This window comes from Oceanobacillus sp. FSL K6-3682 (assembly GCF_037976165.1).
Taxonomy (GTDB): Bacteria; Bacillota; Bacilli; order Bacillales; family Amphibacillaceae; genus Oceanobacillus; species Oceanobacillus sojae.
This window is the reverse complement of record NZ_CP150263.1, coordinates 1,216,759-1,243,193: the sequence shown is the minus strand read 5'-3', so window position 1 is coordinate 1,243,193 and position 26,435 is coordinate 1,216,759. Positions and strand designations below refer to the sequence as shown.

The following is a 26,435-nucleotide window of genomic DNA, read 5'->3' as shown; positions in this document are numbered from 1 at the left end:
AGTCAAAGCCAAGCGTTTCCAATCAGCTTAATCTATTAAAAAATGCCCAGTTGGTCTGGGCAGAGCGAAAGGGGTAACACATTATATACTGTTTGAATACTAAGGTATTTCAAGAATTGATTAAATGGATGCTTGATATTCAACATTCAAAAAGAGATGATCATCAATGAGAAAATGGTTTGTTTCAATTGTTACTGCTTTCATAGCGATTATCATTAGTGCCGTTGCATACGATAGTTTACCATCACAAATGTATAAACCATTACCAATCTTTCATTACAATTGATGAAAAGACTCCATCTAAGATGAAATAAAAAACATAAATCTTTATATAACGGGAATACTATAATGGAGTCTTTATTAATTAGCTTATCACACCTATTGTAAATCTATCTTACTAATTAAACACCCTTCTTTCTTGGCCAGACGAAGTATGAAATAGAAATAATAAAGTCAATACCTAACACAAATGTCCATATTTGTAAGACCCTAAGTAATGCTTCTGTTCGAGAAGGATCATTGATTAAGAAAATGACTCCTGCCAAAATACCAGCACCAATCAAATAAGATAAAACGTTTTTCCCCCACCCCTTTAAATAATGCTTTGAATATTCTATTCCATACAGTTTAATTGGTTTTGGACCTTCTTTTATCACGTAGTAGCGAAATCTCTCGTCAGCCCATCTAATCATACTTTTTCCAAATACAATCGAAACGCCTATATAAACTGCCGCAATCGCATGTGCAGCTGTTGCAGTGGCCCCTCGATATAAATCGGCAGCCGTAATAATTAATAAAATTAAATCAATTATTGGTGTTAAGGCTAAGAAAAATAATCCAAGTTTATTCTTCTTGAGAACATATCTTGTAAATAAACCTAAGATAATTACTATCCAAAACCCTATTTCACAAGCAACAATCATCCAAGCAATAAAATTCAAAAAGACACCCCAAATCTAATCATTTATATTATGAAACTCTTTGATAATATTCGTTTCCAGCAAAATTCGTCCTTCGTCGAATGCCATTTGCGTTCTGCCTGGCTGTGATGTTACCTGATATTGTTTCAACGTCAATCTCAAAACTTCCTTTACCTGCAGTGTCCTTTATTTCTTTTTCATCTTGTGATTCATCAGATGAAATAGGGATATTGATCATTCCATCCCCGCTTTTCGTTTCTATATCCAGGTTATTTGTTGAAAGCTGGTCTGAAGAAACATCTCCTGAATTTCCATTGATAACCAGCTTTTCTGTAAATTCATCAGGGATTGTCACTTTCTCATTCAAAAATTGCTTTTCTTGTTTACATAAAATTCATATGCCTTCTCAAAAAAATCCAATGTTTCCACATCGATAGGATAAAACCCGACGCTCTCCGATTTTTGAGGTGACTTTCTAATATCCCATATCTTTTCTACAAATTCTTTGTTATCCCCAAATGTTTCCTGTTCTTTTTCATACATACGTTTTATGAGTCGCTGTATTTCCGGTGCCGAAATTCCTTTTGACATATGCTTTTTTAATTGTGCTATTAAGGCAATCCATTCCAGCGTTTCAGGATCGTCTCTATTTATATTTGGAAGATTTTGAAGCAATTTACTTTCTTCCTCATTAAATATTTGGTTTAAATACCCTTCTCTTTTGTCCATATTTTGTTGATATAATTGGATGAGCTTCTGCACACTAAACAAATCAATATTGCCATTCAGCATTATTTCATTTATTAACCCTCGTAATGTTCCTTCAATTTGTTCTAATCTCTCTTTTTCCTTTGAAATATAGCCCAATTGTTTCTTTAGACCCGTGAACCAATCATGATTCTCATCAGCTAACATTTCTTTGATTTCTTGCAGACTAAACCTTATTGTCTTTAAAAATTGGATTTCCTGCAGCTTTTTCATTTCTTTCTCTCCATATAATCTATGGCCGCCCTCTGTTTTATCTGCTGGGTGGAGAAGACCTATCTGATCGTAATAGCGCATCGTTCTGACTGTAATCCCTGTTTGTTTTGTTACTTCTTTAATCGAAATCAAGTATAGCCAACCCCTTGTTTTATTTTTACTATGTTCATTATACAAAATGACGTAACGTCAATTTCAAGTTTTTTTACTTAATTATTTGAATAAGCAGGGTTAAATGTTTGAAATTAACAATTTTTATTATATAGGCAGGCTTTCATTTCAATTTTATTCAACACAATTAAGATACGAAAAATTTTATACGAGCAAATCGATGTAAGCGTCAAATCTTTTCTAAGAAAAAAGGAAACACAAAAAATCCTGCTAAAATTTTATCAGTAGGACTTTTTGTAGAAAACGATATTATTTCAAGTTGCCTATTCCTAAATAATACGCTCAATTCGGTTTACTACATTATAAAGTATTGGGAACCTCATTAAATCATTAACGGAAAAACCTTACGCTTAAAGTCATTTATTTCCTCAAGTTTAAATTTAAACGCAATATTGTCTGTATCATTTAGAATACTATTTAGGAAAAAGAGACAAAAATAAGATTGCCTGTATTTGGGCTGAAACTTCAGATGAAAAATAGCAAACAGGCGGGTCAGGCCTTCATCAAATTCCCCAGCAATATACCTCTTATAATAGGAATAATTATCATGGACATCTAATTCATTCCAAATAAATTTGAAGAAATCGTAGAAGAAAACATATTTATCCGCAGTCTCCCAGTCGATATACCATAAGGTCTTCTCCCCTGCCTCATCGTTTAAAAGAATATTATCAGACCACAAATCGCCATGCAGGTCGATAAACGGCAGCTTCAGGGAAAGCAATTCCGGGGCAACTTTTTCTATTATTTTTTCAAATTGCTGAATATGAACCACATTTGAACTTGTATCGAATAAGCTATTCAACGTTTGATAGTCAACCTTTGAATGAAGCATTAGGTAATTGAAATAACGACAGTAATCATCATATATTGTTTTTAAAATGAACGCTTCATCGTTCTCTGTTTGATTTTCAAAATGAATGAATGCTTCCGTCACCATATTGTGCTTAGCATCTTGCTTGAGTAACGCAGGAATTCGAAAGAAAGATGAAAAATACGTGTAGTTTGCTATTTTTCTTTGATAGCTTTCTTGATTGGTGCAAATAACAAGTATTTCATCATCTGAAAAAATTCTGATATCGCCATTAATACAAAACCATAAAATACTTCCATTAAAATACTTACGTCCATAATCCTCCATTTCCAGTGAAGGAGTATCCTCTTCTTTTGAATTTTTAAGATTATTAACCATAGGGTGGCTGGTTTTTGCAGTATTATAAACAGTTCTAAGATCTTTATCAAAAGTATACTGTCCGTTTTCCAAGTAAGGACTCAGTTCTAGTATCTTGGCTTTTCTCGCCAGGACTACTTTATTATATTCTTTTGTCATCTGTCATCTGCCATCTCCTCATCTTTTAAAAATATTTATATAAAATGTTATTTGTAGGACGTTTCCTTTTCTACAAAGTTAAAAATTTTCATTAACTTCCTTATAGCTTTTGGGAAATAATACGCACATGGAACTGCACAAATAAAAGCCTGCAGTCACATTGTCAGCCAAGTCCCCAAAAACGAGCTATTGTAGCCTATATTTATGGAGACAAGAACAAATGATATTATGCATGAGATACCAAGCCCATCAAAACAGTAAAAATAATATGCTCATATTTTTTATTTATTTTCAATTATAATCCATCCTTCTGTTAAAAAATAGTATTTATTCCAAACGAATGTACTCTTATTCCAGCATATCCGTGTTTTTTATTTGGTCGGTCCATTCAGACATAAAGCAAATAGTAGTTAGCTCCGCTCCATCAAATTTATGAAGCAGTTCCTCATAACGCTCTATTACTTTTTGGTGAAGATGATGATGCATATAAGCTAATTCAGTCCCGGCATCTGTTAAAGAGTAGTATACAGATTTATAATCTTCTTTTTTCTTATTGGATTGAATGAGCCCTTTTTGAATCATTTTATTCACTTGGAAAATAAGTGATTCACAACATAAAAAAGCAGCTGCTATGCTGATTTCATAGCAACTGCTAATATATAGAACCTCCCCCTGTACGGGCGAGGGTTTCTTACCATTTCATTAAACCTCTTCTATCCATTCCTTCGATATCTGTTTATCAGATTGATTCGATATGGTTCCTTCCTTGCCAGATACAATCCCTGCTACTAAAATAACCACAGAAATAATGATTAAGAAAATAAGCGGCATGAGCCATCCATTACTTCTATCATGCAAGACACCGACAAGTACTGGACCAACCGCAGCTAAAAGATAACCAAAGGATTGTGCCATACCAGAAAGCTCGGCTGCTTCTTTCCCGTCTTTGGTCCGGATTGTAAAGAACATCATGGAGAGGCTGAAGCCGCTGCCGCCTGCAATTCCAAGCAATATTGCCCAAACAGGGACAAGTGCCATACTTCCAGACATCAAGCCGGTAAATCCAATAATAAACAATACGGCTGTTCCAACAGCTAAGCCGATCTGATTGCTCATTTTTTCGGCTATAACCGGAATTACAAAAGTAGTAGGAATAAGCGCAACCTGCATCAGGAAGACCATCCATCCTGCTCCGCCTGCGTTATAACCAACCGTTCTCAAAATGTCTGGCATCCAGGTAATCAATGTATAAAATGCAAGAGATTGCCCTCCCATAAATAATGTCACACTCCAGGCAATTGGTGAACGCCATAAATTGGTTTTCTTATCTTTTTCCACATTTGCTTTAGGTGATTCATCCGGATGTTTGCGAAGCTGCGGTAACCAAATGAGTAATGCGATGATTGTAATTATTCCCCAAATGTTCAATGCTCCCTGCCATCCCATACTGCCAACAGAAGAAATCGGGACGCTGAGACCAGAGCCCAAGGCACCGAATATATTCATAAAAACAGCATATACACCGGTCATGATTCCTATTTTTAAAGGGAAACTCATTTTGATAATACCTGGAATTAAAACATTTCCAATCGCAATAGCCAATCCTACGAAAATGGTACCTGTAAATAGATATCCTATTCCCGCAATGGACCGTACGATCATGCCTGTGATAAGTAATACTAAAGATAAGGCAATTGTCCATTCCATCCCTATTTTATTCGCTATTCTTGGAGCAAACGGAGAAAGCAATGCAAATGCAATCAAAGGCAACGTTGTTATCATTCCAGCTGAGGCATTGCTGATGCCAAGATCCTCACGAATAAAGGTAATCAATGCTCCAACGGAGGTAATAGGCACTCTTAAGTTTGCTCCAACCAAAATAACGCCGATAAGCAATAACCATCTGGCTTTTGTGCTGTTTTGATCTGTTAATGTTCCTGCTTGTTTCGTCATCTTAATCCTCTATTCTTTCAATATCTTTATGATGCTTTCTTTTAATACTTCCATATCATTCTCTACATAGGCTGCTGCAGATTCCTTGTTCTGTTTCTGTATCGCTTTAAAAAGCTCCAGATGTATTCCCTGTTCAAATGGAAAAAGGGGTTCGATAGTCATAAAATCCTGTACAAAAGAAAATAATACCTCTGTCATATTTTCATATAAATCAATCAGCAGCTGATTATTGGAAGCTGCTACAACTGTTTTGTGAAACTGGATATCCGAAGAAATAAACTGTTCTAAATCTTTCTTTGCAGAAGCCTCTTTACAGTTGTTAATACAGACTTCCAAATCTATTAAATCTGATTCGGTTCTGCGTTCAGCTGCCATCTGAGCCGCTTGTTTTTCCAAGGCTAATCGTACTTCCAATGTTTCCAGCATGGTTGATTTTTTGACATGGCGTTTCAATGCGGCATCAAGCGCACTTGTTGAACGCACCATTGTTCCGCTTCCTTGTTTTGTCTCTAATAACCCAGCATGTACTAATGCCCGGACCGCTTCTCTTAATGTATTACGACTGACATCGAATTCTTCTATTAATTCCATTTCCGGCGGAAGCTTGTCCCCCACCTTCCAATGCTTCTGTTCAATTAATTGTTCTATCTGTTCAGCAACCTGCTCTACAAGCGATTTGCGATTGGTTTTGAGAATCATTTCTTTGCCCCCAGAAAATTTGTAGGATGATTGGTACATCTGACATATTATCATAACGGAATATATTTGTAAATGTCCTGTTCAATAGATTAATAACGTGCTGAAGCATGCTATGCATATGACTTTTCCTTTTGACTGCTTGCCTGGTAAATTCTTTTTATATTTTTGTGATGTCGGAAGCATGACGGCCTTGGCACAGTTATGCTACGATTATGTTATAAAACGGAATAGAGGGATTCAAATGTATTATAAAACAACTTATACGTCACCCTTTGGGACAATTACACTGGCTTGTGACGGTAATACTATCGTTGGTCTATGGAATGAAGGACAGAAATATTACGGTGCTAGTATTCCCGCAGAAATGAACATCAAAGATGATATCCCTGTATTTGAAGCAGCAAAAAAATGGCTGGATCAATATTTTATGGGGAAGAATCCTGCCATTTCCGAATTGCCGCTATCTCCTATTGGCGGAGAATTTCGGCAAATCGTATGGGATATTTTATGTGAAATACCATATGGCGAGGTAATCACCTATGGTGAAATTGCCAAAAAGGCAGCGGCTAAAATGAACAAGAAAACCATGTCAAGCCAAGCAGTAGGCGGCGCTGTTGGTCATAATCCCATCTCTATTATTATTCCTTGTCATAGAGTTGTAGGTACGAATGGCAGCTTGACAGGTTATGCCGGCGGGCTTGCCACAAAAGTAAAATTGCTTGAATTAGAGGGTGCTGACATGTCCCAATTGTTTATTCCTGCAAAAGGTACAGCTCTTTAATATTGTGTTTTAAGGGTATAGATAAGTAATTACCATTGATGTCTATTACGTTATATGCAAAATAACTTGATTAAAATAATAAAAGACGTGGGACTCACACTTTTGTGTAAGCACCACGTCTTTTGTTATTTAATGGGTTTGTCCCAGCCTCTTATTGAGCTATTATTCCTTAACCGTCTTTATATGACAAGGTTATCTTACCGTCTGATAAACAAGACCTAAGGCTCCAGAATTAAAGGACTTGTTTTCGATCAGCTTAAGATTGTCCTTCTCCTCGATGCCATCGAATAACGGCAATCCGCTGCCAATCAGGACGGGGGAAACCGTAATTTTATACTCATCTATTAAATTAAGCTGCATAAGGTAGTGTGCAAACCTGGGACTTCCGAGGATGACCATATCTTCTCCTGGCTGCTGTTTAAGGTTGTTGATTTCTTCCTCAATATTTTCTTTCACCAGTCTGGAATTGTTCCATTCTATTCTGTAAGACTGCCCGGCAACCTAACAATAATCACTGGTTACGCATACTACTTCACCATGTAACCTACATTCTGTATGATTACATGGTGAAATATATACACCTGGAAATATAAAGGCACGCTAAGTAATTACAAAGTTGAGTGCCTTCATTTTATGTGTAAGACCGCAGACAAACTTGCAATAGGAACTACTCCAGTCATTAGGAATACATTCTTCAGTTAATAATGTCTCCTTTGTTTTCCGCTAAATTTTTGTGCCATTTACGTCGATCTGCAGTTGTTAGTTTCGCCCACTCTATTTCTTCACCAACGATTTTTAAAGGAGATTTCGAGCGGTAAGAACGTGTTAAGTTTCCAGGAAATTTTTTATCAGTAACATTTGGGTCGTTTTCAAATTCACCTGTTGGTTCAATGATATAAACGCGCTCTCTTCCTTCTCCTTTTGCTAATGCTGCTGCAAGTCCTGCGCCATTGGCGTTAGCAGTAAAATAAATGTGGTTCATTTTAAGCTCAGGTTCGTAATTTGAATTTCCACCCGCTGTCAGTAAATCGCCGGCTTGCAAATCTGCCTTTGTCCCGTGATAGAATGGCCCTTCATCAGAAGGTGCACCCTTATAAGAATTTGACAATTCAAAATTTCTTTTTGCGTTATCAGAATCACCTAATTCCTCATAATATTGGGCAATATTTAGGTATAACGTCGCGTATGCACTTTTAACATTTTCATCATTTATTTCCTGGGCATACTTTAAAGAGGCTTCCATCCATTTCAATTTATCTGCAATCTCTTTTTGCAGACGTGCTAAATGATATGCTGCAAGGAATCTTTCATAGCCATCCGTTGCTTCGTGCCATGCTTTATGAAACATCGTAATTGCCTCTTCAATGCTTCCGCTATCTTCCAGACTCATCCCACGCATACAAAGTTTAATAACGGCATTATTTGGATCAAATTTCATATTCATCTAATCTTACCTCCAAATTAATGAAACAGATTTTTTCAAGCCTAATCATAAGTTTCGTTTCTGCACTAATGCCAGTATAGTTCTTCCATCTTCACAAGACAAAAATGAACAACTATTTTTTTACTGACAAAAAGCAAAATAGCTTATTGGATACAATAAAAATCAAATTTTTGCACTTCATTTTTATCATTAAAATCAAGAAAAATTGCATGGTAAGTTTAAAAATGCTTAAACTTGCAATTTTTTCTAGTATAGCTTGTTGCCCCTATTCTAATAAGCTTGCTATCTAACAGGGAAAAACTTAAATTACAATTATTCCTATTTTACAAACTTTCAACCATACGGAAATATATATTCTATCAACATATCGACCTATCGACAAATTTTTCTATAGAATCTAAAATGGGTGAATAACTATTTAGAAGGAGGAGTAGTATTATCTTTTCAAAACAAGGAAAACCAGAATTAAAAAAGTTTCTGTTTATTTCTATCATTTTGGGAATCGCCTTAACAGGTATGACTATCCCTCATGATTCAGCAGAAGCAGCAGACACACGCATTTATATTGATCCAGGACATGGCGGATCTGACCCTGGAGCATCAGCGAACGGGTTACAGGAAAAGAATGTAACGTTAGATATCGCATTGAAAACAAGAGACATTTTAAATGAACAGTATAGCGGTCACACGATTAAGCTTTCGCGAACGTCCGATATTACCAAGTCATTAGGTGCGAGAACAAATGAAGCAAATAATTGGGGAGCTAACTTTTTTGTTTCCATACATATCAATGCAGGCGGGGCTACAGGCTATGAATCTTATACATGGAACGGAAGCTATGATAATAAAGAAAGAACCAACGCCATAAGAAGAACAATCCACAATGAAACAGTGGAACAAACAGGGTTTACGGATCGCGGCGCAAAACAAGCCAATTTACATGTCTTACGTGAATCAAGTGCACCAGCCGTCTTAACAGAAAATGGATTTATTGATAATGCAGCAGATGCGAACAAGCTAAAAAGCGTTGCCTTTATAGAAGAAATAGCACAAGCGCATGCGGATGGAATAGCTAAAGCGCTTGGGTTGCCTGCTAAGTAACTTTTGTTCGTTTTCGGTATCCAAACCAAGGCTAGAGCAAATGGAAAAAATTCAAAATGTTTGATAAAAATCGTACTGCTATCTACTAATGAATATAGCGGTACGATTTTTTGCTGTTTTTCGATCTATTGGGCACGAGTTAGTTCATACTCTGAAGCAGATGAATTCGAAGGTACAGCCGGCCAGTAACTGTGCATCATCTGATAAGTCCCACGTTTCAAATAACAGGGCCGGCAGTACTCAGAATTTCTTTCGTTTGGTTTTTTCCAAATCAGAATCGCAGAAAACCCAGCCTATGCCCATTTCACCATTTGGACCTTCTGTAAAACCGTCTGCGATGTGTGCAAAAATAGAACAAGTCAGCTCATTTTCTGTTCTCCTTTGTTCATATGGAATATTTATATTAACTATTTTAACTTATTTCAGCTCAAATTATTTTCTATTTATATTATACGAAAAAAAATAAAAAGCCTTTCTGTGTCACAGAAAGGCTTTTTATCGATTATAAATTATTATTTAACAACGTTAGCTGCTTGTGGTCCACGATTACCTTCTTCGATGTCGAAAGTAACTGTTTGACCTTCTTCTAAAGATTTGAAACCTTCGCCTTGAATTGCTGAGAAGTGTACGAATACGTCGTCTCCACCTTCAACCTCGATAAATCCAAAACCTTTATCTGCGTTAAACCATTTTACTGAACCTGTGTTCATATGAAATTCCTCCATTGTGCACAATGTACACGTTTATTACTTTGGTTGTTCTGATAATAATTCAAGACGATGATATAAATTGTGATGTTATGACATAAATCCTGTATTGCTAGCACGAACAATTAAGTTATTTATAGCATAACACATGTCACTCAAAAAAGATACCGTCTTCTTTATATATTTAAAAGACGGTCTTCTTGTTCTATTAATGGACCCTTTTTGTTGAATAAGAAACTTAATCATAAATGCAATCCTCATTTGTTTAATTTTTATTATTAGCTGGCAGAGTTTGCATAAGTTCAAAGAAGTATTTAGAATCGCCCGTATTAAAATAGTTATACCAAGATTCTAATGTGTTTGACTTAAAAACATCTAAGTACTCAATGATTTGTTTCGTCCATAGCAAAGCTTCAGTAGAACCGGCAGTAATAAGGTTATTAGATGCAACAGATGGCTGGTCTATATAAAAATCTTGTCCTTTATAATCAGAACAAACCATTTCAAGGAATCCCGGACCATTGCTAGTATGTGGACGGTTATCTAGTATCCCAAAATTAGCAAGTGCTGCGGTAGCTCCACAGATTGCACATACTGCAGCGCCTACAGAGAGCAGCTCGCTTGCTTTTACGAGAATAGCTTCATGCTTTGGATCATTCCATGTATCTGCACCTGGTAATAACAGCATACTTGCTTCACTTACATTAATGTCATCAATTAAGTAGTCAGGAACTATTGTCATTCCGCCCATTGTACGGATTGATTGTTTGGAGTAACTGACTGTTTTAATCGATACTTGGTTCGCTTCTTCTTTGAAAAACCTCCTAGAATGCAACTCCGAAGTAACATATCCTAGTTCCCAGTCAGCTAAAGTATCAAGTACATAAATATAAATTGTTTTCATCATTTTCCTCCATTTAATTGTAATAGATTGGTTGTTTCACTATTATTATACGTATCTATTGTTGACACCAATATGGCAACAATCTGGAATGGAGAATTTTTTTGAAAGGCGGTTAACAGATGAAAGTTAGCAGGCTTGTTAGCATTATTATGGTACTACTCGATAAAGAACGGATAAGCGCACAGGAGTTAGCAAATATGTTTGAAGTTTCGAAACGCACAATCTACCGTGATATAGATGCCATCAACATGGCAGGTATTCCAATTTACTCAACATCAGGAGTAGGAGGCGGCTTTGAAATCATGAAAAACTATAAAATGGATAGTAAGGTTTTTTCAACTACTGATATTTCTACTATTTTGACAGGACTTTCTAGCCTCTCCAATATGATGCAAAGTAACGAACTGGTAAATACTCTTGCGAAAGTAAAAAGTTTTATCCCGGTGGATAGAGCTGACGAGATAAAATTAAAAACAGATCAAATACATATCGATTTAAGTCAGTGGATAGGTTATAGGAACGTACAGCCATATTTAGAAATCATAAAAATAGCTTTGCAAGAAAACAAGCTGCTTTCGTTTGAATATGCCGACCGTCATGGAAATAAAACGAAACGGGAAGTTGAATCCTATCAAATTGTATTGAAGAGTAATCATTGGTATTTTCAAGGATACTGTTATAAAAGAAATGATTTCCGTCTGTTCAAATTAGCTCGTATATCAAATTTAAAATTAGAAGAGATTTTCTTTACACCAAGAGATTATCAAAAACCACTATTGGATTTCACGGATATTTTGTCAACGATACAATCAAAGATCAAACTTCGTATTCATAAATCTGTCATGGATAGAGCACTTGATTATTGTATGTATGAAGATTTTTCACCAGATGGTGCTGAGCACTACATTGTTACTTTTCCTTTTATAGAAAACGACTATTATTACAATATCCTTTTAAGCTTTGGTGATAAATGTGAATGCTTAGAGCCTTTATATATCCGGACAGCATTAAAACGGAAAATAGATGATCTAGCTAAGTTATATGAAAATTAAATCAAGAATCTTAATTTTATCCTTATACATTCTAAAGAGCATCATTTTTCAAAGTAAAGTGATGCTCCAGTTCTATATAATGTATCAACTAATTGAGAAAACTCCTCAGAAGATAAGTCCTTATTTCGTTGAATCCAAAGACGAAACAAAGAAAATGAGGTTGTTATTTGAAATTCAATTAAGTATGGTGTCAGTAAATCATTTTTTGAGTAATCTAATTTCAATCTATCTTGAAAAACCTCTTTTTTTAAACGGTCTAAAAAACGGACACTTCCATAATCCCCTAAAATAGCACGAAAACTTAGCATATATTTCTCTTCCTCTAAACAAGAAAGCGCATTATTAACAGCTTCCTTTGCAGATAGTTGTTTGTTTTCTAACCCCATTTTTATATAACTCAGTAATTCATCTTCAACATATGTTAATAATTCGTAGATATCAGAAAAGTATTGATAAAAAGTGCTGCGGTTATACCCCGCTTTATTTGTTATTTCCTGAATTGATATTTTTTCTATTGGCTTTTCCATGTACAATTCACAAAAATTATCTACAATATTTCTTTTCGTTTTTTTGGTGATTTCTGGTTTCTTTTTCATAGTTCGTCTCCTTTTTTGATAAATAGACTATCCAACAATAATAAAAAAATTGATGGTTGATGAAATTAGTTTATAATCATATACTTTTCATCATACAACACGTTGTTGCATAATCAAAGTGAAATAAATGGAGGAGAAATATGATAGCTAAAAGTAGAATTTTAATTTTTGGTGCAGGTGTTATAGGAAGTGCGTATGCAACCAAATTCATAGAGGCTGGATTTGATGTCACCTTATTTGCACGTTCTAACAGATTTATTGCATTGAAGGAAAAGGGCTTACAATACAACAAGAAAGGTGAGACTAAATCTGTAAAAGTAAATGTGATTAATAAACTTGAAAATGACGATGTGTATGATTTCATTTTTGTTACCGTTCGTTATGAACAATCTGAAGCAGCTTTACTAACTTTAAAGAATAACAAAAGCAAAAATATTGTTACAATGATGAATAACTCATTTGGATTTTCTTTGTGGCAACGTATTATTGGAGATAAACTTTTACCTGCTTTTCCTGGAATTGGCGGTCAAATCAGAGATGGCGTATTGTATGCTCGATTTCCACCTAAATTTCTGGCAGGAGCTGTATTTGGAGAAGTAAACGGTTCGGTCACAGAACGGATAAAAAGTCTTGCTGAATTATTTGAAGCAGCAAATCTTCCTTACAAAATGAATAATAATATGAATGATTATTTAATAACACATTCTGTATCAGATATTGCAATGATCGGTGCTTTACATCTTGACAATAAGATAGTCGATGAAAAAACAATTAGATCCAGAAAAACTGCACATGGAATCACAGTCACTTTAAAAAAATATTTAAATGCAATACAAAAAGCTGGTGTTACGCTTGAACCATCACTCTATAAAATCATACTTAAATGTCCAGGTTTTATTCTCGATTTTTTCTTTATGATTTGGCTGCGCACTAAAATGGTAAATGATATGTTAGTTTCAGAATTTGCAAATAGTGCAAACAATGAAGTATTAAAATTAAATAAAGATTTATTACATTTTTTAAAACGGAATAATGTTAATACAGATAAACTATAGAACTTATTCTCTTAGCAGCCCTAATTTATATTAATTAATTTGCTTAAAAATATCTCACTAACCTACTTTTTTATATTAAATTAGTTGAATCCATTTATTATAATATATCAAAGTTGTCCACAGAAAATGCTCCCTACCAAAATTCAATGAAAAAACAAAATTCCCTGTCAAAATTTTTTATTGGCAGGGAACTAATTCCATCTTTATGAAAATAAAAGCTTGGTGATTACTACTAACCTTCCATTTGGACAATGGAATCATGTTTTTTAAGATCCAATATTAACAGAAGCGGTGATTGACCGACTTATTCATCATTCACATTTACTCCTTTTTAACGGTGAAAATTTCCGTTACAAGGATTCATTCATACACCAATAATTCGAGACAGCAAGCGACATACATTTTTTACTTGCCAAATACAGCCAGTTGCACAGTCAAATCACCCTCTTTTTAAATAAGATACAGAAAAGCACATCAAAATTTCATGTAGGAGGGGGTGAAATACCGTTGAATGAAAGCTATTATCATAGTAGAAAGCTACGTGGCAGGGATTCCTGTCCAAATTGCCACTGCCATCATTGCAGTAAAGAGCGCAAAAAGATTCATGAGGGAAATGAAAATAGCACATCCAATACAAATACATTTAATCCTGTATTTAATCCATCCATTACAGTCAATATATCCCCTGAATATACACCAGCCCCCATAGGAGTGGAGACTGTCCAATACCTTACCCTTGCCGAAGAAGGGAAAAAGGTTTACACGAATAAAGATGCATTAAAGCAATATGGAAGTAGTGACATACTTGATCCGGACAATGTTTCCACTCTAAATTTATTTGTCAATGGAGTGTTGCAGCCCCAATCTGTTTACAATGTCGAGGAAGGTATTCTTCACTTAGAATCTAGTGACCTCCCTCCAAAGGATGCCCCAATTACGCTTCTGTTTGTCACGGTTAAAAGATAATATTACCTCTCCATCTAGTAAATATGCCTTTTTTAATGGGACATTTCGTTAACTTCCAATACGGACTAGTTAGTCTGACCAAGCATTTCCAACTCCTCTTCATAGAATAAAATGTGGTTGATATAAAATGGAGGTGAAAATAAACATGGCACTTCAGTTAATGAAAATCGCTATTAGCGGCACAATTGACACAGATGTTAATCCTGATTCCGCGAAATTCTTTTACATCACAACAGAAGATACGGCAGCAGGAAGTACCTTATCTATTGATGCTGCAAGTTTTCTGGGGGATGATGGTGTAGAGGTAACGACACTTCCAGAACTTGCAGAAGATAATAGTTATTTCACTGTGGAAATTAACGGTGTTGAACAAATGCAAGGCATATCAACATATACACCAGGTGCTACAGGAACCGGGTCATTAGACATTGCTGTTCCTGCTGGTGGAGGGTCAATTCCAGCAAACCAAACCGTTATCTTGCAAGTCGTTAATTTCGCAGCAACATCCTCAGGGACATTTGACACCTAAAATAAAAGTACTACCTTTGTGCCCATCAGATACTGGTAGGGCACAAAGAAATTTATCTATTTTCACCATAAACACCTCATATAAATAAAAGTTTGTTTAAATTACCGCACTTTTTTGGAAGTCTGAAGTGTGTGTTCAAAAAGTAGGAAAATTAGAAGCAAGAAGGTCAAGGCGACGTGGCTTTTACGAACGGATCGTATGCTTTTAAACACGTGAGTATCGGAAAAGCCACGTCAACGTAGAGATTGGCAGCTTATCATTTTGATACTTTTTGAACATCCTCTTGAATAACATTATACTGTCATACTTTTAATTTCTTTTAAAGAATAACTGGGGGGATAGTTATGAGTATTGAATTCTTTACATTGGGTCCGACAGCTATTCAAATATTTAAGGCAGGAGAGCAAAACGAATTGTTTATGGACAGGCTACGTCAAATGCAAATGGTGTAGCTACACTCTATTTCACAGACAATGGATTAGCTGATGGAAATCCATTATTAGATACGATTGATTATGCAGTGTCAAGCGTATATTCAACAAATTCTACGATAAATGCAAGACCAAGAGTGCAAATGCGTGAGAAGAATATTACTGGAAAATATGTTTCGGCCAATGTTACAAATATTAGTGGTGTCACCGTTCTAGGCATAAGTGTATTGGGTTCGGAAAATCCAATGAGTGGGATTGTTGTGGATTTTATGATTTTGGGTAGTTTTCATAATTAAGATAGGCCTTCTCCGAATGGAAAGGTATCAATAAATGTACTTGTTCGAATATCATATCATGGGGTGTTTTATTTTGTTCCACTAATTTTGGATAGTATAAAACATAGATAATGAATAAATTGAAATCATGAAGTAATACAGTAATAATCCTCCCCATAATACGAATAGTGATTGGATTATTGGAAATATAGTGCCAGCAAAAACTAGTAATAAAGAGCATAATAATGATTGTCCGAACCACAATATTTAACATATTCTCCTCAAACAAATTCTCCTTTCTTTAGAATTTGAATATATAAAGGTAGACACTTCAAGAATGATGACGTGTCTATGCTTTTGTAATATATTAAGCTATAATAGTCACATATTGGCATGTGAAAGGGAGTAAATCTGTCTTATTATAAGGGCAGTATTCCTTTGTTATACCATTGATTGTGAGAGTTTCCTCGGCTAAACACCATTTAAAAAGGAGTACCAAATATATGGCAGAATTACTAAAGAGCAAGTATAATTACGAGTCGGTTCACGGGCTGGCTTTAAATATTAGAGCTGTATATCATTCGTTTCAGGTTGATGATTTTGTCAACGATATTATGGACGAAACATGGGAAGGGTTAGGACTAAAAGACCGCATGCGGCAAATTGCTATAAATCTAGGAAAGTATTTGCCAACTGATTATGAACAGGCGCTCGGTATCCTTGATAAGGTCATTGCGTTAAATCCTGCAGGATTTAACGACTTTTCTTTAATGTACTTTCCGAATTTTGTTGAAGTCTATGGGCAGGCTGAGTGCCATTGGGATTTGTCAATTGCTGCGTTAGAAAGATATACCCCATCCTCCTCTTCTGAGTTTGCCGTGAGGCCCTTTATCATAAACCATGAAGAGCGTATGATGTCTCAAATGGCGGCTTGGGCCAGGCATGACAATGAGCATGTCCGTCGGCTTGCCAGCGAGGGTTGTCGCCCTCAGCTGCCATGGGGACAAGCATTGACTAGTTTCAAAAAAGACCCGTCACCAGTTATTAGTATTTTAGAGCAGCTGAAAGGTGACCCGTCGCTCTATGTCCGTAAAAGCGTGGCCAATAACCTAAACGATATTTCCAAAACACATCCTGACCTGGTTGTAGAAATTGCCAAGGATTGGTACGGTGAAAACGAACATACTGATTGGATTGTAAAACATGGGTGCAGGACACTTCTTAAAAAGGGCAACAGAGATGTGTTAGGCATCTTTGGGTTTGCAAATCCCGATTATGTAAATGTTGCCGACTTCGCGCTGGATACTACATCCATTTCCATTGGAGAGAATTTGGCCTTTTCCTTTAAGATTGAAGCAAAAAAAGCAACCAAGATACGGCTGGAATATGGCATGGATTATGTGAAAGCAAATGGTAAGCGAAACCGTAAAATATTCCAAATATCCGAGCTTTCTTTAAAGAAAAGCGAGAGGAAGGCTTACACAAAAACACATTCCTTTGCAAATCTAAGTACAAGAAAGCATTACACCGGCCTCCATTCGGTTACACTTATTGTGAACGGCACCGAGCAGGGTACGCTGAATTTTGAAGTATTAGCTGCTAAATAGTATACTCTACCAGCAGGCTGTCGGGGCTGTTTTCTTTAGTCTCCTAATTTCGCAGTGTAGACAAACTCATTTCTGACTGTCACAAGCTGAATATTAAAGTGGTTAATCTTTGATTCCGTCAAGGTGCCCTTATCATTTTCAATATGTACTACTTCTGTCCATGTTACTTCCCTTTTTATAAAAATACATAAAAGGCTATAAACCCTTGTATAGTAAGGATTTATAGCCTTCTGAAATTATTTTACATTATTTACCAACTACTCCCACTCGATCGTTGCCGGGGGCTTAGAAGTAACATCATACACTACTCTGTTTATATTATCTACATCATTCACCAAACGGGTAGAAATCTTCTCCAAAACATCCCAAGGAATCCTCGCCCAATCCGAAGTCATTCCATCAATCGAAGTTACTGCACGAATACCAATTGTATGTGCATACGTACGAGCATCTCCCATGACACCAACACTCTTGATGTTTGGAAGAACAGTGAAGTACTGCCAGATATCACGGTCAAGACCCGCTTTAGCAATTTCTTCACGAAGGATTGCATCGGATTCACGAACGATTTCCAAATGCTCTTCCGTTACTTCACCCAGAATACGGATAGCAAGACCTGGTCCCGGGAATGGCTGACGCCAAACGATACGGTCAGGAATTCCAAGCTGGGAGCCTAGTTCACGTACTTCATCTTTAAATAATGTATTTAGCGGCTCGATTAATTCAAATTGCATGTCCTCCGGCAGGCCGCCTACATTATGATGTGATTTAATCGTTTGTGCTGTATCTGTACCACTTTCAATTACATCTGTGTAAAGTGTTCCCTGCGCCAGGAAGTCAATATCTTTTAATTTAGCTGCTTCATCATCAAATACATAGATGAATTCATTTCCGATAATTTTACGTTTTTGCTCTGGATCGGAAACGCCTGCTAATTTAGTTAAGAAACGGTCCTTTGCATCGACTTTGATAATGTTCATCTGGAAGTCTTCTGCAAAGACATCCATTACATCATCTGCTTCATTTTTACGAAGAAGACCATGGTCAACAAAGATACAAGTCAGCTGGTCGCCGATTGCTTTATGGATTAAAGCTGCAACAACAGAGGAGTCTACGCCGCCGCTTAATGCGCAAAGTACTTTACGGTCGCCGACAGTTTCTTTGATTTTTTCTGTTTCCATTTCGATAAAGTTAGCAATAGTCCAGTCACCTGTACATTTACATACATCGAAGACGAAGCTGTTTAATAAATCATTTCCGTACTCGGAATGACGTACTTCTGGATGAAATTGCACACCATACATCTTTTTATCCTGGTCACTGATTGCCGCTACAGGTGTAGACGGGCTTGTTGCATCTACGATGAATGAAGGCGGTGCTGCTGTTACTTTATCACCATGGCTCATCCATACAGTCTGCTTTGTCGGTGTATCTTTAAATAAAGCCGGGCTTTCATTTAATTCAATTAATGCTTTTCCATATTCACGGTTTTTGGATGCTTCGACTTTTCCGCCAAAATGCAGGGACATTAATTGCATGCCGTAGCAAATACCAAGGACAGGAATTCCAAGCTCAAAAATTTCCTCATCACAACGGAAGCTGTCTTCACCATAAACACTATGCGGTCCGCCAGAAAGAATGATTCCTTTTGGATTCATTTCTTTAATTTCTGCAGCTGTAAGCTTATGTGAATGAAGCTCACTATACACGCCAAATTCACGGATGCGGCGTGTGATTAATTGGTTATATTGACTGCCAAAATCTAACACCAGTACTAATTCATTATTTTCCATAACTAGACTCCAATCTATATCTTTTCTAAAGGATAACTTATGAACTATACGTTCTTTTGCCTCTGTTTCACCTATAAAAAAACCGGATTTCACCTTTCTATTTCCTGCAGCTGACGCACAAAAAATAATAGAAAGGCAGAATCCGGATAGCATAAACGAACCTTCTTCTGCCTTCATAGTCGAATCATTTACGGTGACTCGGTAGAAACTTTCGAACCTTATTTTCGAGGATATACGAAAGGCATATTCAAACGAATAATTTTATTACATAGATGTTAATAAGCATCTATTTTATGTGCAGATTTTAATCTTTCCTACACTATTTCCTTTTTCATTCTACTAATTGATGCTCCCCGGGTCAAGCCATTATTTGATTGATTAAATTTTTCCATAATTGAATTATTTCTTCTTTTCCACCTGTTAACCTTTTACTGTAAATCATTCGTTCATAAACCCTGGTTAGTTTGCTCATTTCTTTGGTGCGTAAATCATCATCTATTCGTTGGGATAATTCTCTCAACGTTTCATCACTGCCCCGCTGGTATCCTTTTTTATCAGCAAGCTTTAGCAGATAGAGATATGCTTCCTGGAATGCTGTATCATCAAAATCATGCTCCAGCTTTCGTTGGATGAAATAGATGCGTATCTGTCTTCTCTTCTTAAAAACGACAAATCCTGCGAGCAGAAGAATAATTCCTATCCCAATGAAAGCATAGCCCGGTTGGATTGAATTGCTTGTCTCTTCATCAGATGCAGCAGTATCTTCTTCCTGTTCTGCTGTTTCATCTGTCTCTTCTTCCTCTTCAGCTTCTTCATCCTGTTCCACATCCGGTGCTTCTACCGGATCCTCTTCCTCGTTAACTTGGGAATCATTTTCTTCTACATCTGCATCGAAATCAGCCATATTTGTAAAACCCTGTGTCGGTTCAAAAGGCACCCAGCCAACTCCTGGAAAATATACTTCCACCCAGGAATGGGCATTGCTATTGGTAATTTGATTCACATGATTTTCTTCTTCTAAGTTTGAATCAATCCGTTCGCCGCTTGTAAATCCTTTCGCCCATCTGGCTGGTATGCCCTCTGATCTGAGCATAACAACCATTGCAGTGGAGAAGTTGTCACAATAGCCAATCTGCGTCTCAAATAAAAATTGGTCGACATAATCCTCTTCTTCTCTTGGCCGGGGAATATTCGTTGTCTGGTATTCAAAGCCATTTGCGCTGAAATAACGCTCGATAGCTCTTGCTTTATCATATCTCGTTTCATGTCCGGCTGTTATTTCTTCTGCCAAATCACCCACTCTGGCCGGCAGATTCTCCGGCAGCTGTGTATAACGGTCACGAATTGTTCTGGAATCCTGTTCAGAATTATCTCGAAGTGTGTCAATATCAAAGGATGGATTCTCATAGGATACTTCATAAGATTCCAGAACTCTCTCTTCTCCATTTAGTGTCGTTTCTATGGACTCCAGGCTTTCATCAAGCTGGAACCTCACATTCTCTCCTGTTGTAATAGAGGAAACACCATAAGGATAGACCAGCTTTGGCAGCCGGCTGCTTCCCGTAAAGTTGATTTCTGCTTCTAATGCTTCTGTTTCCACATTATTACGGAAGGTAGATAACGAGATCTGACCGTCCATCTGATCAAGAAGGTACCTCTCCTGAGACGTTTCCCATCCTTTGCCTGTGTATACGTCCTTTGTTTCTATCCGCCAGTAATGATCTTCCTCTACTACAGCTTCAAATAGAACCGTATCGTCCTGGGCAAAGGAGCCTCCCAGCAGCGTGTCATCTTCTCCATATCCAACCCGTCCAGTTCCAAAACTTCCATTCCCAAAATTACCTGCAGCTCCTTCTAAGAAGGGCAGCGGGTCCGGCCATTGCGGATCAGCTTTTGGTGCTTGATAACCAATGAAGGTAACAACCGCAACCAATAAAATCAGTGGCAACAGCCAATATTTTAGCCTTTGCCCTACGGAGATTGGAATGTCCTTATTTTCAATCTCTCTGCTCAAACTGGACATCCCAAGCGCAAGAAAAGAAATAATAAAAATACGTACAATTGCTATGGAGCCTTCGTATACCGTAAATGTATCGAGAATCCCTATATATATGAATGTCAACAGAATAAATAGAATAATATTTTTCATTCTGACAAACCAATAATAGAGCAGATAGCTCATCAGCCAAATAAGAAGCAGGAATAATACACTCCGGAAAAAGGTAGTGAGCATATACCACTGGCCGGAAAACATCAGCTCTATATTATACGTTATTTCCTGGAGCGATTCCCCGATCCAGTTAAGATCCAAAAAGCTCGTTTCAAAATAAAGCATATGGATAATAAAAAGTAAACCCAATCCCTTTACAGGTACACTTATCAGCCAATGTAATTGAAAGTAGGAAATAAAAAAGCAATACAGCGCAAATAAAACAAATACTCCGATGCTTGTATCAGAAATATCACCAAGCGGATAGAGCCATTCTAAGAAGAGGCAAAATCCTGCAATGTATAATAACAGCGTATGCAGCGTCTTTACTTGTTTCTGACTCCTCTTCATCTGAAATTCACCTCAACAGGATCCGTTGCCAGCTGTTCCAGACTTAATTCCTGTACAGCAATATCTGAAAAACGAAGCGGCTCCAAAATACGCTTTTCATCTCCTGATAGCAGCTTTTCCGGATGGATATAAATAATGGCAAAATGCTTGATACGCTGTCTTGCTTCTAAAATGGCTTCTGCCAAAAAGGGATCAATAGATGTTAACACCAGGAAAATACTGTCGACTTTATTTAAATGAGACATTTCTTCTCGGAATCGTATGGAAAAAGCTTTCTCTTCCTCCTGTCTGACTGTCAGAAGATAGTTCTTCATTAATGATTTTTGATGCTCATTATGCCCCAGTTCAAATAGATGTGCTCTTTTACCGATAGAAAGAAAGCTTGTTTCATAGTCTTTCTTTTCCAGCTTTTCAATAAGTGATAAGCTCAATTCAATGGAAGCTTCATAGAGCAGTTGATTCTCCTTCTCATGCTTGTAATTGTCATGAATCAGTAAAATATCTGTGCTTTTTTCCCTGTCAAATTCCTTTGTCATCATCGTTTGTTTTCTGGCTGTCTGTTTCCAGTCAATCCATGTAAAGCGGTCCCCCGGGGCATATTCTCTAATTCCTGAAGCAACCGTTGTGTTTGTCTGCTGCAGCTGATTAGATATAACTCCGCCCTGTTCATAGCTTGCCATATCACTCATTAAACGGATGTCGTGTACATATGGGGAGACAGCAAATGTATTTTGAACCTTAAAATCATAGCTTTTTTTTATAAAACCAAATATTTCTCCGGTTTGGATCGTTACTTTCTCCAATGTATGCTCTCCGCGCGGTAAGGATTGCAGTGAGTAGCTGAATGTGAATTTTCTGCGGAATAGAGGAAATAACATGCGTATCAGTCTGCGGGAAACTGTCATTTTTCCAGACGTTTGGGAAGTAAGATATTTCGCTTTTTTTGTATCCTCCTTCATTAGAGACTGTGGAAAATTCTCTTCAAAGGTACAATACAATAAAGGAAAGGGAAGCCTCCGCTTCATATGCACCTTCACTATAATTTCATCTCCGGCCTGCCGGACCGGCTGTTCAATTTCCCGGTAAACCTGCCATGTCCTTAATGGATAGCAGGCAAACAGAAGCTGATATATTCCAATCGGAAGGAAGCTGTAAAATAAAAACCAGCTTACAAATCCGCCCTGGAACATGGCATAACAGAAGAGAATAATCATCAGTGCTAAAACGCCAATGCTGCGAAAGATGATACGAAGATTCTTTCTCATTCTGCAATGCCTTTCTTAATCGGAATATGTGCAGATTGAATAATAGAATCGATTAATGCTTCATTGGTTGTTCCTTGATAACGTGCTTCTGCCTTCAGGATAACCCGGTGGGATAAAACAAACGGTGCCAAGTACTTCACATCATCCGGGATAACATAATCTCTGCCCTCGATATACGCATAAGCCTTTGAAGCTTCCATTAAAGCAAGTGATCCTCTCGGGCTCACTCCTAAATAAATAGAGCTATGCGATCTCGTGCGTGTGACAATATTCAGAATATACGCCTGAATGGTTTCATCCATATAAATATCCTTTGCCTCTCCTTGTGCCAGCAGCAGCTCCTCCTGAGACATGACTGCCTGGATTTCTTCTATCGGATGGTGGCTTGTGTTTCTCGCAAGCATCTCTAATTCATCCTCATAGGTTGGGTAGCCCATACGCAGCTTTAATAGAAAACGATCCAGCTGTGCTTCCGGCAAGGGGTAGGTTCCTTCATATTCAATTGGATTTTGAGTCGCCATTACAAAAAAGGGGCTCTGCAGCCGTCGTGTTTCTCCGTCCACTGTAACACTTTTTTCCTCCATTGCCTCCAGCAGCGCTGACTGGGTCTTTGGAGATGTCCGGTTAATTTCATCTGCCAACAGAATATTGCCAAAGACAGGACCCTTCCGAAACTCAAATTCTAATTCCTTCGGGTTGTATATAGAAACGCCTGTCACATCAGACGGAAGCAAGTCTGGTGTAAATTGAATTCTAGTAAAATCACAATTTACCGATTTTGCCAGCGTACGGACCAGCATCGTTTTCCCTACACCAGGAACATCCTCCAGCAGGACATGACCTTCTGTTAATAAGGCAACTAAACTAAGCTTTACAATTTCCGCTTTACCGAAAATGACGCTATTGACATTATTTAAAACTTCTTGAATCTGTGTATTTTCTATTACTTTCTCCTGTTCCATCATCACCCTCCTCATCTGCCTGAACCTTTCTACCTTTTATGTTACTATAACAGGCTCAATATTTAAACGAATTGCCTTCTAAATTAGTTATCTTTTATTATTGACAAATTACGCTGCAGATATTCAGCAGTCCTCATTCTATTTCGATAATGAAACCTTACAGGATAAAGTAAACTTCAGGTCAATGAATAACTCTATCTTTTTAGTTTTAGAATAAATTCTCTTCATTCCTAAATAAAAAGCAGCGTGAGGTTCTTCTTCCCCAGCTGCTCCTATTCTGATATACTATGAAAAATTCTTAAGTGCTCTCCCTACCATAATGTAAGGCGCTGTTTGGTGTCAGGCTCAGGATACGCATCATTTATATGCTTCAGCTCCTGATCCGTTAATGAAATATCCGCTGCCTTCACATTGTTTAGCACATGATCAGGATTACTTGATTGCGGTATAGCTATCGTTTTTCCATTCCGAATGGACCAGGCTAACAGGATTTGAAATACATCTGCTTTATGCTCTTCCGCAATATCCTTCAGCACCTGCTGTTTTGTTAAATCCGCACCAAAACTATCACCGCGATCAATAGGAGAATAAGCAATCACTGGCATGTCATACTTATCCATCATGGGCACTAAATCAAATTCAATACCTCGATTCGCTACATTATAGCGTACCTGATTCACTTTACAATTTTCTCCACCGGGTGATTGGATAGCCTGCTCCAGATCATACACATCTAAATTAGAAACTCCCCACGCTTTAATTTTACCTTGATTTCTTGCATTCTCTAAAGCTTCCACCGTTTCTTCCAATGGAACATCTTCCTTCCAATGAAGTAAATATAAATCGAGATAGTCTGTTTCCAGCCTTCTTAAACTGTTATCTAAGCTGATTGGCAAATCCTTTTTCGATGCGTTGGATGGAAGTACTTTAGAAATAAGAAACAGCTCTTCACGGGAATAAGGCTTAATAGCACTGGCAATCAGCTTTTCAGCATTCCCGCTGCCATACATTTCAGCAGTATCAATTAATTGGACACCATTATCAAGACCGGTGCGGATTGCCTGCACTTCCTGGTCAAATGTGTCAGATTTGTCTCCCATATTCAAGGTACCCAACCCGATTGGCAATACCTCTCTTCCTGCAATTTTCACCTTTTTCATTTTCTGCACTCCTTTTTTACAATCTGCTTTCTATGTTTGTTCCACTATTGGAAGGGGATGAAACACAAAGTAGATGAGGAAGGATAATTTTGCAGTTAATTTACCTCCAGTCTTCTTTTATCTGCTTTATTTATTTCTATCCCGTTTTTGCTTTTCTGCAAAGGTATCAAATAAGTCTCTTCCTTTATTTTCTGCTATTTCTATTTGATAAATATCAATCTTTTCATTTAACATATCCAGATTTTTCTGATAAACAGACAATTGTTTCTTAACCTTTTCTCTATGAGCTAATAATAAATTCATTAATTCTTCTACTTGCGGATTTTCTCTTTTTCTGAAATCTGTATACTTTTTCATATCCAGAACGGACATGCCAGTTTCTTTCATATGCACTAGAAACTCTATCCACAAACGGTCTTCTTCGGAATAAATACGTTTGTTTCCTTTTCTCTCAGGGACAACCAGCCCTTCCTTTTCGTAAAAACGCAAACCATGAACTGTCATGCCTGCAAGCTCTGCCAACTCTCCTATTCTATAGCTCATTGCTTCAACTCCTTTTTATACGTATTGTTATGGTTTAGATAAATTCTTTTTCATAATTCACAGACATAAATCTATTAAAAAGTACAAAAGCTAGAACTTCCATTAAGTTCTAGCTTTCAAATCTATCTATAATGATTTACTCAGGGCAACAGCCTCTTAAGCAACTGTTAATTGATTAAATTCCTCCATTCTGAAGCCTCCCGTAATCGCACAAACAATATCTGCTTTTATTATGAAAGCTTATTATATTCTTCATCAGTTACTGCTTCCAGCCATTCATTCCAGGCACCCTCTGCAGGTACTTCCACAGCAATATGCGTGAACCAGCTGTCTTTTGCAGCACCATGCCAATGCTTCACTTCCGGCGGAATATTCACAACATCTCCTGCTTTTAATTTTTGTGCAGGTTTACCCCATTCCTGATAATAACCCTCACCCGCTGTTACAAGCAGAATCTGACCGCCTTCATGGTGAATATGCCAATTGTTGCGGCAAGCTGGTTCAAATGTTACGTTTCCGATTGTTACGCGGGTAGTCGACAGCATATTTAAATAGCTCTGTCCGATAAAGTACTGTGCAAAAGCCTCGTTCTTTTCCCCAGTTGGAAATATTGTATCGTGATTTTCTTTACTCATATTATCTCTCCATTC

26 protein-coding genes, 4 pseudogenes and 1 riboswitch are annotated in these 26,435 nt (G+C 37.1%); of the genes and pseudogenes, 8 read left to right on the top strand and 22 right to left on the bottom strand.

Going from position 1 to position 26,435, the window contains the following annotated elements:
* Positions 1 to 401: 401 nt before the first annotated feature.
* The 8 genes and pseudogenes from MHH51_RS06385 to MHH51_RS06350 form a co-directional block, all read right to left on the bottom strand.
* Positions 402 to 941: a hypothetical protein gene (locus MHH51_RS06385; RefSeq protein WP_339285070.1), complete on the bottom strand. Its 540-nt coding sequence runs from the start codon at positions 939 to 941 to the stop codon at positions 402 to 404.
* A 28-nt stretch (positions 942 to 969) separates the two neighbouring features.
* Entirely contained in the window at positions 970 to 1,287 is a 318-nt protein-coding gene (locus MHH51_RS06380; RefSeq protein WP_339285068.1) for a hypothetical protein, read from the bottom strand.
* Entirely contained in the window at positions 1,284 to 2,033 is a 750-nt protein-coding gene (locus MHH51_RS06375; protein ID WP_339285066.1) for a MerR family transcriptional regulator, read from the bottom strand. Before MHH51_RS06375 ends, MHH51_RS06380 begins: the two co-directional genes overlap by 4 nt.
* A 361-nt stretch (positions 2,034 to 2,394) precedes the next feature.
* The gene (locus tag MHH51_RS06370) at positions 2,395 to 3,402 is read right to left on the bottom strand and encodes a phosphotransferase (RefSeq protein ID WP_339285065.1); all 1,008 of its coding nucleotides are present in this window, start codon (positions 3,400 to 3,402) and stop codon (positions 2,395 to 2,397) included.
* Positions 3,403 to 3,449: 47 nt separating this feature from the next.
* A pseudogene (locus MHH51_RS06365) lies at positions 3,450 to 3,697 on the bottom strand (DUF2798 domain-containing protein).
* Between the two features lie 53 nt (positions 3,698 to 3,750).
* On the bottom strand, positions 3,751 to 3,984 hold the full coding sequence (locus MHH51_RS06360; protein ID WP_339285063.1) for a hypothetical protein: 234 nt from the start codon (positions 3,982 to 3,984) through the stop codon (positions 3,751 to 3,753).
* A 120-nt stretch (positions 3,985 to 4,104) separates the two neighbouring features.
* Positions 4,105 to 5,355, bottom strand: a complete 1,251-nt coding sequence (locus MHH51_RS06355) for an MFS transporter (protein WP_339285061.1) — start codon at positions 5,353 to 5,355, stop codon at positions 4,105 to 4,107.
* 9 nt (positions 5,356 to 5,364) lie between these two features.
* Complete coding sequence (locus MHH51_RS06350) at positions 5,365 to 6,054, bottom strand: FadR/GntR family transcriptional regulator (protein ID WP_156988442.1); 690 nt, start codon at positions 6,052 to 6,054, stop codon at positions 5,365 to 5,367.
* 241 nt (positions 6,055 to 6,295) lie between these two features.
* Between MHH51_RS06350 and MHH51_RS06345 the strand changes: the two genes are divergently transcribed.
* Positions 6,296 to 6,835: a methylated-DNA--[protein]-cysteine S-methyltransferase gene (locus tag MHH51_RS06345; protein WP_077604136.1), complete on the top strand. Its 540-nt coding sequence runs from the start codon at positions 6,296 to 6,298 to the stop codon at positions 6,833 to 6,835.
* 192 nt (positions 6,836 to 7,027) lie between these two features.
* Here the strand turns inward: MHH51_RS06345 and MHH51_RS06340 are convergent.
* From MHH51_RS06340 to MHH51_RS06330, 3 genes and pseudogenes are all read right to left on the bottom strand, one after another.
* Positions 7,028 to 7,318, bottom strand: a pseudogene (locus tag MHH51_RS06340) (dihydrofolate reductase family protein); the annotation flags it as partial.
* A 211-nt stretch (positions 7,319 to 7,529) separates the two neighbouring features.
* Positions 7,530 to 7,943, bottom strand: a complete 414-nt coding sequence (gene arr, locus MHH51_RS06335; protein ID WP_254846866.1) for an NAD(+)--rifampin ADP-ribosyltransferase — start codon at positions 7,941 to 7,943, stop codon at positions 7,530 to 7,532.
* 6 nt (positions 7,944 to 7,949) lie between these two features.
* Positions 7,950 to 8,078: pseudogene (locus MHH51_RS06330) on the bottom strand (rRNA adenine methyltransferase); the annotation flags it as partial.
* A gap of 717 nt (positions 8,079 to 8,795) precedes the next feature.
* Between MHH51_RS06330 and MHH51_RS06325 the strand changes: the two are divergent.
* Positions 8,796 to 9,380, top strand: a complete 585-nt coding sequence (locus MHH51_RS06325) for an N-acetylmuramoyl-L-alanine amidase (RefSeq protein ID WP_339285058.1) — start codon at positions 8,796 to 8,798, stop codon at positions 9,378 to 9,380.
* A 512-nt stretch (positions 9,381 to 9,892) separates the two neighbouring features.
* Here MHH51_RS06325 and MHH51_RS06320 read toward each other — a convergent pair.
* Positions 9,893 to 10,090: a cold-shock protein gene (locus MHH51_RS06320; protein ID WP_077604139.1), complete on the bottom strand. Its 198-nt coding sequence runs from the start codon at positions 10,088 to 10,090 to the stop codon at positions 9,893 to 9,895.
* 262 nt (positions 10,091 to 10,352) lie between these two features.
* The gene (locus MHH51_RS06315; protein WP_339286265.1) at positions 10,353 to 10,991 is read right to left on the bottom strand and encodes a type 1 glutamine amidotransferase family protein; all 639 of its coding nucleotides are present in this window, start codon (positions 10,989 to 10,991) and stop codon (positions 10,353 to 10,355) included.
* A 119-nt stretch (positions 10,992 to 11,110) separates the two neighbouring features.
* On the opposite strand from MHH51_RS06315, the gene MHH51_RS06310 reads away from it, so the two are divergent.
* Positions 11,111 to 12,043 (top strand): YafY family protein, encoded by a 933-nt coding sequence (locus tag MHH51_RS06310; RefSeq protein ID WP_339285055.1) that lies wholly within the window; start codon positions 11,111 to 11,113, stop codon positions 12,041 to 12,043.
* A gap of 41 nt (positions 12,044 to 12,084) precedes the next feature.
* Here the strand turns inward: MHH51_RS06310 and MHH51_RS06305 are convergent, their stop codons facing one another.
* Positions 12,085 to 12,639 carry a TetR/AcrR family transcriptional regulator gene (locus MHH51_RS06305; protein ID WP_339285053.1) on the bottom strand — a complete coding sequence of 185 codons (555 nt, stop codon included), beginning with the start codon at positions 12,637 to 12,639 and terminating at the stop codon, positions 12,085 to 12,087.
* A gap of 140 nt (positions 12,640 to 12,779) precedes the next feature.
* On the opposite strand from MHH51_RS06305, the gene MHH51_RS06300 reads away from it, so the two are divergent.
* The 4 genes and pseudogenes from MHH51_RS06300 to MHH51_RS06285 all read left to right on the top strand — a co-directional run bounded on the left by MHH51_RS06300 (position 12,780) and on the right by MHH51_RS06285 (position 15,189).
* The gene (locus tag MHH51_RS06300; RefSeq protein ID WP_339285051.1) at positions 12,780 to 13,694 is read left to right on the top strand and encodes a 2-dehydropantoate 2-reductase N-terminal domain-containing protein; all 915 of its coding nucleotides are present in this window, start codon (positions 12,780 to 12,782) and stop codon (positions 13,692 to 13,694) included.
* Positions 13,695 to 13,898: 204 nt separating this feature from the next.
* A pseudogene (locus tag MHH51_RS06295) lies at positions 13,899 to 14,072 on the top strand (ATP-binding protein); the annotation flags it as partial.
* Between the two features lie 129 nt (positions 14,073 to 14,201).
* Complete coding sequence (locus MHH51_RS06290) at positions 14,202 to 14,660, top strand: DUF4183 domain-containing protein (RefSeq protein WP_339285049.1); 459 nt, start codon at positions 14,202 to 14,204, stop codon at positions 14,658 to 14,660.
* Between the two features lie 145 nt (positions 14,661 to 14,805).
* The gene (locus MHH51_RS06285) at positions 14,806 to 15,189 is read left to right on the top strand and encodes a DUF4183 domain-containing protein (RefSeq protein ID WP_212973661.1); all 384 of its coding nucleotides are present in this window, start codon (positions 14,806 to 14,808) and stop codon (positions 15,187 to 15,189) included.
* Positions 15,190 to 15,887: 698 nt separating this feature from the next.
* Here MHH51_RS06285 and MHH51_RS06280 read toward each other — a convergent pair.
* Entirely contained in the window at positions 15,888 to 16,169 is a 282-nt protein-coding gene (locus MHH51_RS06280; protein ID WP_339285047.1) for a hypothetical protein, read from the bottom strand.
* Positions 16,170 to 16,398: 229 nt separating this feature from the next.
* Between MHH51_RS06280 and MHH51_RS06275 the strand changes: the two genes are divergently transcribed.
* On the top strand, positions 16,399 to 17,502 hold the full coding sequence (locus MHH51_RS06275; protein ID WP_339285046.1) for a DNA alkylation repair protein: 1,104 nt from the start codon (positions 16,399 to 16,401) through the stop codon (positions 17,500 to 17,502).
* 257 nt (positions 17,503 to 17,759) lie between these two features.
* Here the strand turns inward: MHH51_RS06275 and guaA are convergent, their stop codons facing one another.
* From guaA to MHH51_RS06240, 7 genes are all read right to left on the bottom strand, one after another.
* Complete coding sequence (guaA, locus tag MHH51_RS06270) at positions 17,760 to 19,295, bottom strand: glutamine-hydrolyzing GMP synthase (protein WP_156988074.1); 1,536 nt, start codon at positions 19,293 to 19,295, stop codon at positions 17,760 to 17,762.
* Between the two features lie 156 nt (positions 19,296 to 19,451).
* Positions 19,452 to 19,553: riboswitch (purine riboswitch) on the bottom strand.
* A gap of 100 nt (positions 19,554 to 19,653) precedes the next feature.
* Positions 19,654 to 21,855 (bottom strand): transglutaminaseTgpA domain-containing protein, encoded by a 2,202-nt coding sequence (locus MHH51_RS06265; protein ID WP_339285045.1) that lies wholly within the window; start codon positions 21,853 to 21,855, stop codon positions 19,654 to 19,656.
* Positions 21,852 to 23,120, bottom strand: a complete 1,269-nt coding sequence (locus tag MHH51_RS06260; protein WP_339285044.1) for a DUF58 domain-containing protein — start codon at positions 23,118 to 23,120, stop codon at positions 21,852 to 21,854. The genes MHH51_RS06265 and MHH51_RS06260 overlap by 4 nt, the downstream gene beginning before the upstream one ends.
* Positions 23,117 to 24,082, bottom strand: coding sequence for a MoxR family ATPase (locus MHH51_RS06255; RefSeq protein ID WP_339285043.1), 966 nt, complete (start codon positions 24,080 to 24,082; stop codon positions 23,117 to 23,119). Before MHH51_RS06255 ends, MHH51_RS06260 begins: the two co-directional genes overlap by 4 nt.
* A gap of 311 nt (positions 24,083 to 24,393) precedes the next feature.
* Positions 24,394 to 25,242, bottom strand: a complete 849-nt coding sequence (locus tag MHH51_RS06250) for an aldo/keto reductase (RefSeq protein ID WP_339285042.1) — start codon at positions 25,240 to 25,242, stop codon at positions 24,394 to 24,396.
* Between the two features lie 126 nt (positions 25,243 to 25,368).
* Positions 25,369 to 25,785: a MerR family transcriptional regulator gene (locus MHH51_RS06245; RefSeq protein ID WP_339285041.1), complete on the bottom strand. Its 417-nt coding sequence runs from the start codon at positions 25,783 to 25,785 to the stop codon at positions 25,369 to 25,371.
* 230 nt (positions 25,786 to 26,015) lie between these two features.
* Positions 26,016 to 26,420 carry a cupin domain-containing protein gene (locus MHH51_RS06240; protein WP_339285040.1) on the bottom strand — a complete coding sequence of 135 codons (405 nt, stop codon included), beginning with the start codon at positions 26,418 to 26,420 and terminating at the stop codon, positions 26,016 to 26,018.
* Between the last annotated feature and the right edge of the window lie 15 nt (positions 26,421 to 26,435).